The organism is Christensenella sp. (genome assembly GCF_034927525.1).
In the GTDB taxonomy this organism is placed as follows: domain Bacteria; phylum Bacillota; class Clostridia; order Christensenellales; family Christensenellaceae; genus Christensenella.
Genome location: NZ_JAYFPU010000072.1, coordinates 1 through 6,512 on the forward strand (window position 1 = coordinate 1; position 6,512 = coordinate 6,512).

Genomic DNA, 6,512 nt, shown 5'->3' on the forward strand with positions numbered 1-6,512 from the left:
AAGTGCGTCAAAACAATGCCTGATGCCCGCGCTGTCGAGGGACAGCGCAATATTTTTTTTGGAAGAAGACGATGCGACGGCAACCTTCATTCCCCGTTCACGTATCTCCCCAACCAGTTCCTTGACCCACGGCAGTACAGGCGGGTTTGTCGTTGTTTCAAAATAACGCGCGATACCGTCAAGATACTGTGCAATCAGTTCATCTGTCGGGCAGGGTATCTTGTATCTGCGCTTGATCTCTCCCCAGCAATCCTGTTCGCACTTGCCAACAAAATTCTTGTTATAGTCTTCCAGTTCGATCGCGTCGCCATAGCGGACTACGATGTCATTCATGATATCCATGTGGATCGGCTCGCTGTTGATGATCACGCCGTCAAGGTCAAACACCACTGCCTCATATTCGTCAAAAAGATGTGCTTGCATTTATTTCTCCCTAAAAACAAAATTCCATACCAGTATAGCACAATTCTACGCCTTGTTCACGCGCTCCTGATATTCTTTTAAAAGCTTTTGCCCAAGCGCCCCTCCGGGATGCGAAAGTGCAAAATCTTCTTTCCTGAACCCCTTCAGCGCACTGATCACCGTTGCAAGCGCATCTCCCACCGCGAGCGCGGCAGTCGAGCTTGTTGTGGGCGCGAGACCCATATGGTCGATCTCGCTGCCCGCATTTGCGCAGATCGCGATGTCCGTCCCCTGCGCAAGCGGCGTATCTTTACCCTTGGTGATAGAGATCGTCGTCGCACCGATGATTTTTAAGGGCGGCAACATATTGAGTATTTCCTGCGATTTCCCGCTGTTGGAAAGCATGATCACCACATCTTTTTTTGTGATCATGCCCATGTCCCCATGCAGCGACTCGCAGCTATGCACAAAATAAGCAGGAATACCGAGGCTTGCAAACGAAGCCGCGATCTTTTTGCCGATATGACCCGTCTTTCCAAGCCCGGTGATGATAAGCCTGCCTTTGCTGTTCATGATCGCGTCGATCGCTTCCACATACGAGCTGTCTACCTGTTCTGCCACCGTATAAAGCGCGTCCGCTTCCGCCTTGATTTTTCCCTTACATTCTTCAATGATATTATTCATATTATTTTCTCCCGTTTATCTGATTACCATATTTGGCGTGCGTTCCATTGAGATAAATACCGCCAAGATCAGCACCGCGCCCTTTACGAGCATCTGTACCTCGGACGGCATGCCAAGAAGCACCAGCCCGTTCGCCAGCATTCCCAGAGTCAGCGCGCCGATGATGGTTCCCTTCACACCGCCGATACCGCCCTGTTGAGATGTTCCGCCTAGTACGACAGCCGAAATGACATTCAATTCGTAGCCCTGTCCTACCGCAGGCGATCCCGACCCGATCCTTGATGCCATCACCACGCCACCCAGTGCCGTCATTACCCCCGCGAACAAAAATACCATCATTTTATGTTTATCAACCTTGATACCCGACAACTTCGCGACAATTTCATCTCCACCGATCAACCGCGTATATCTGCCAAAAAGCGTATACCGCTCGATGACCAATACGATCACAAAAGCAGCAATGCCGATGATGACAAGCCACGGCTGCAATCCGATATACTGTTTGAACGGACTTTCAAACGGAATCATAATGACTGTTCCGCCGCTTATCATTGTAACGACAGCACGTGCAATGGATAGCATACCAAGCGTTGCAATAAAGCTTGGTACCTTCATCTTTGTAAACGCAAAGCCCATCACAAAATAGCAGACCAGGCTGATACCGATCGCCGCTAAGATCGCAACGACAGTATTGTTCGTTGCCTGCAGCGTCATCGCCGCGATGACGCCGCACAGGCTGAGAATCGACCCACACGACAGATCTATGCTGCCCATCAGGATGATGAACGTAGCGCCCAGCGCGATGATCAGCAAATCCATAGACGAACCGACGATCGTCAGAAGGTTATCCCCCGACAGGAATTTTCCCTGCGCCGTAATTGCAAAAAAGACGAATAAAATAATAAACGCTGCAAACGAGATGTTCTTTTTCATAAAGCTCTTGACGGATGCTTTTTTCATTGCGGATGCCTGTTCCATTTTTCTGATCCTTCCTTTCCTTATACCATTGCCGAAATAACGGTTTCTTCTGTGAAATCAATGCCACGGTCAAATTCCGCGGAGACGCTTCCCTTTTTAAAGCAATAGATTCTGTCGCTCATGCCAAGAAGCTCGGGCAGTTCGTCCGAAATCAGCAGAATCGCTTTTCCCTTGTTTTTCAATTCTTCCAGTATGTGGTATATTTCATACTTTGCGCCGATGTCTACACCGCGCGTCGGCGAATTCACGATGAGCAGATCAGAGTCGTTGGCGATCCATTTTGCGATAGCCACCTTCTGACGGTTACCGCCCGATAAGTCCTGCACGTTTGTATCGATGGACGGTGTCTTTACCTTGAATTTATGCACAAATTCCTGCGCCGACCTCCGTTCGCCCTTTTGATCGATCATGCCTTTTTTTGTGACGTTCGGCAGGTTTGCCGCAGAAATATTCATTGTCACATTGTATTTGAGCACAAGCCCTTCCCTGTCCCTGTCCTTTGGAATATATCCTATCTTTTGCCTGAGTGCTTCCGAAGGACTTTTGATGACGACTTTCTTTCCTTTATATGTAATACTTCCGCCGCTTACTTTTTCATAACCGAACAATGCCTTGCCAAAGTCATCCGAGCCGCATCCGCCGATGCCGGCGATTCCTACGATCTCGCCCGCGTGCACATTCAGGCTGATGTCTTCAAACGCGCCTTCCTTGCTCAGCTTATCGACCCGCAGCATCTCCCCTGCGCGAGAACTGTTGTCGTCGCTGCGGTAAGATTCCATCGAGACATCGCGTCCGACCATTTTAGAGATGATCATGTCCGGCGTCGTTTCTTTTACCTGCATATCGGTGATATACTTTCCGTCGCGCATGATCGTGACGCGGTCGCACAGCTCGTATACCTCGTCGATAAAATGCGATATATAGATGATCGCCATACCCTTGTCGCGCTGCTTACGCAGCAACGTGTAAAGATTTTCTACCGATTCTTTGGAGATCGCCGCCGATGTTTCATCCACCAGCAACACCTTTGGGTCGGACGACAGCGCACGCGCTATTTCCACTTGTTTTCTTTCTTCAAACCCAAGCTGAGACATGATAGCCGTCGGATCGATATGGTCGTAGCCGACCTTGCTTAACACCTTGCGCGCAGCATCATTTTGGCGCTTCCAGTCGATCAGCCCGACCTTGTTTTTAAACTGTTTGTCCATACCAAGGAAAATATTTTCCGCGACTGAAAGGTTATATACAAAGTTCGGCTGCTGCATGATGATGGATATCCCCGCTTCCTCCGCATCCAGCGCATCTTTTGCGGTGAAGGGCTTCCCATCAAATAATATCGTTCCCTCTGTCCGTGTATAAATGCCCATTAGTATCTGGAACAATGTCGATTTTCCCGCGCCGTTTTCGCCCACCAGGCCGTGTATCTGCCCCGGCATCACTTTCATTTCATCTTGTTCGTTCCAGTCAAGGGCTTTTGTCCCGGGGAAATACTTCTTGATTCCTTTAAAAACGATTACAGGTTCCAAAATAATCCCTCCCAATGAGTGACATATCAAAAACTTTTCCTATAACTTTTTTTACGGATCATGGTGCGGGTTGTCCCGCACCATGATCCGTACATTCAATTTAGTCGAGCGACAGGTCAAAGTTCTGCTGTGCGTCGGGCGTATAGGTCATAGAAAGGTCTTTCCAGACGATCGGCGTTTTGCCTTCGCCGTATTTTGCTTCGTACTTGTCCATATTCTCCTGAGAGACCGCAAGCAGGTTGATCTTGATCACGGGATCAGTTGTCAGCTTGTGACCGTTGATGTAGTCGTACAGAATGACCGCCGCGTCCGCCGCCTGCATATAATGCCCGCCGGTCGAGAACCACAGCTCGTTCGCTTTCATCGAATCGATCGCAGGCTGCAGCAGATCCATGCCGCCTACCTTCACCTTATCGATCGTACCCTGTTCTTTTAATACATTGACAGAGGCAAGCGCGAGAGAATCGTTGTAGCACCACACGCCGTCAAGGTCAGGATGCGCCTGCAGCAGGTTACGGATCGCTTCGTCGCCATCGTCCATGTTTTCACCGGCGTATACAAACTGGAGAAGCTCTACCTCCGGATGCTCTTTCAGCGCTTTGTCAAGACCCGCCTTGCGTCCTTCCGCAACGGACGTTCCCTGATAGCCGCCAATCCCGACGATCTTTTTAGCACCGCCGTCAATGAGGGACATCGCAATATCATAACCGGCCTGCTCGTCGTTCGGCCCAATGAACGCGACATAATCTTCCCCGGCCTTAAGCTCGTCCCCCGGCCAGCGGTCAATGATAATGACCGGAACATTTTTTGCCTTACAAGCGTCGAGGATGCCCGGTACAACAGACGCGTCCTGTGGCCCTAAAACCAGTCCGTTGATGCCTGAGGAAAGCAGATTATTCACGTCATTCACCTGTTTTTCCTGTTCATTGTTTGCGTCGACCGCGTTTACCTTAAAGCCGAGTTCATCCGCCGCCTGATTGACATATGCAAGCGCGTTCCCCCAGAACTCGTTGTTCTTCGTCGGGAACGAATACCCGATCGTGATGTCGGCCGCCGGCGCTGCGCTTTCGTCAGCCCCAGCCGACTGCGAAGCTTCCGGAGCGGCGGAACCCTGCGTCGCGGCCGATTCGGACGGCGCTGCGGAGCTTTGTGTTGCAGGTGCGCTACAGCCTGCGAAGAGCATACATGCGAGAATACATACCAGTACCATAGAGATAATCTTTTTCATTTTTTCCCTCCTAGATAATATATTTGCATAGATATGCAATTTGCCTAACAGCAAATTTTTATTCCAAAACAAAGCGTGTTCAAATATTCTGTTTGTCGTGATGTAGATCGTTGCAGATGATCGTGCCCCGTGCCGCGACCACAGGGCCGCGGCACAAAACACTATCGTTATAGGAAGTGAAAGAACATGCGTACTATTGCCCTTTCGAGCATTCGTCATGCCGGATCATTTGCATTCCGGCGCGTTATAATTTGGTACAATATAATTTTCCTTCAAAGGAAGGTCTACCCATGAATTTGTTTTCATGGACTGGTAAGCGCCCACCAAAACATCCGTTACGAGAGCGCTTGCCTCCGGCGTCAGCGACGGCGCGACGTCCTTTTCTATGCACTCGATAAAGTGCTGCAGCATACTCTTATATGCCCATCCGCGTTCGGGATAGATCGGTACCCAGCGTTTGGGCACATTGCCACTTGGCTGCATGATGTCTTCTGACCAGAAAAGCTGCGGATAACGATATTCCCTCACGATCTCCGGTAACTGATCTTGCCGGAATTCTTTATCAGTGTAGACCGCAAGCGGTGCGCTCTGGAACGGGTTCGTCGCCTCCGATCCGGTAAAGATCGTACCCTCTGAGCCGTAAATTTCAGAAATATTCGAAACCGCCGGCGAATAGCGATCTCCGCTGATGCAGCCTGTCGCGCCGTTTTCAAACTCGATCAATATCCAGAACGAGTCGTCAAGCTTCGTGTATTCCTCCGGTGTGACCAGCCGTTTCACAATACCCATCACGCGCTTCGGCTTGCTTCCCATCAGGTACATCAGCAAATCCGCCCTGTGCGCGCCGAGGTCAAACAGCGCACCCGCGCCCGCTTCGTCAGGGTCTGCGCGAAACTGCGTAAACGATAACTGTTCATGATACAGGCTCCAGCCCTCGTGCAGGGATGACCGCCCCATCATCGGCTGGCCGATAAACCCGTCGTCGATCAGCTGGCGCGCGATCTGGTTCTGCTCCCAGAAGCGTTGGTTGGTGCCCGCCATCAGGAAAACGCCCTCCTGCTTGCATACGTCCACCATTTTCCATGCTTCCGCGTGCGTACATGCAAACGGCTTTTCCACGATCACATGTTTTTTCGCGCGCATCGCGTCGATGGCCTGCTGCGCGTGATACCTGTTCGGCGAACCAACGATCACCACCTGTACGTTCTTATCCGCCAGCATATCCTCATAATTGGAATAGGACTTTTTAGGCTCCCATTTTTTTGTCATTTTTGCCATGACTTCGGGATCCGTATCACAAATCGCGGCAAGCTCTGCCTGCGGGATCGCCTGTATAGACGGGCAATGCCCGATTTCCGCGATCGACCCTGCACCAATGATTCCAACACCAATCTTGTTCATAATCTCACTCCTTTATTATTTTCCAGTTTTGATCCGTTCTTCTACTCTCGCCTGTGACGGCATACGCTGCGCAATGCAGCCTCCTGTGTTTTCGATGACGAGCGACGCTGTTGCGCTGCCGTTTACGATCGCTTTCGGGATATCCTGAAATTCACTGTACGAAGCCATGAATCCCGCTCCGAATGAATCCCCCGCGCCAGTAAAGTCCAGCGATCCATCTTCGATATTGCTGTGCGCTTTGAAAATCTCAAAGTATACGGGCGCAAGGTTGCCCTGCTTATAAAACGCACCAT

At 50.6% G+C, this 6,512-nt stretch carries 7 protein-coding genes; all 7 read right to left on the minus strand.

The annotated features are described in order from the left end of the window. Positions 1-423 (minus strand): HAD family hydrolase (locus tag VB081_RS02595; protein ID WP_323399295.1); only part of this gene is annotated, 423 nt, incomplete at its 3' end. Between the two features lie 45 nt (positions 424-468). Continuing rightward, the gene (locus VB081_RS02600; RefSeq protein ID WP_323399296.1) at positions 469-1,086 is read right to left on the minus strand and encodes a KpsF/GutQ family sugar-phosphate isomerase; all 618 of its coding nucleotides are present in this window, start codon (positions 1,084-1,086) and stop codon (positions 469-471) included. Between the two features lie 15 nt (positions 1,087-1,101). Beyond that, positions 1,102-2,064 carry an ABC transporter permease gene (locus tag VB081_RS02605; protein ID WP_323399297.1) on the minus strand — a complete coding sequence of 321 codons (963 nt, stop codon included), beginning with the start codon at positions 2,062-2,064 and terminating at the stop codon, positions 1,102-1,104. Positions 2,065-2,084: 20 nt separating this feature from the next. After that, the gene (locus VB081_RS02610; protein ID WP_323399298.1) at positions 2,085-3,590 is read right to left on the minus strand and encodes a sugar ABC transporter ATP-binding protein; all 1,506 of its coding nucleotides are present in this window, start codon (positions 3,588-3,590) and stop codon (positions 2,085-2,087) included. Between the two features lie 100 nt (positions 3,591-3,690). Next, entirely contained in the window at positions 3,691-4,818 is a 1,128-nt protein-coding gene (locus tag VB081_RS02615) for an ABC transporter substrate-binding protein (RefSeq protein WP_323399299.1), read from the minus strand. A gap of 225 nt (positions 4,819-5,043) precedes the next feature. Next, entirely contained in the window at positions 5,044-6,219 is a 1,176-nt protein-coding gene (locus VB081_RS02620) for a Gfo/Idh/MocA family protein (protein WP_323399300.1), read from the minus strand. Positions 6,220-6,234: 15 nt separating this feature from the next. After that, positions 6,235-6,512 (minus strand): PfkB family carbohydrate kinase (locus VB081_RS02625; protein WP_323399301.1); only part of this gene is annotated, 278 nt, incomplete at its 5' end.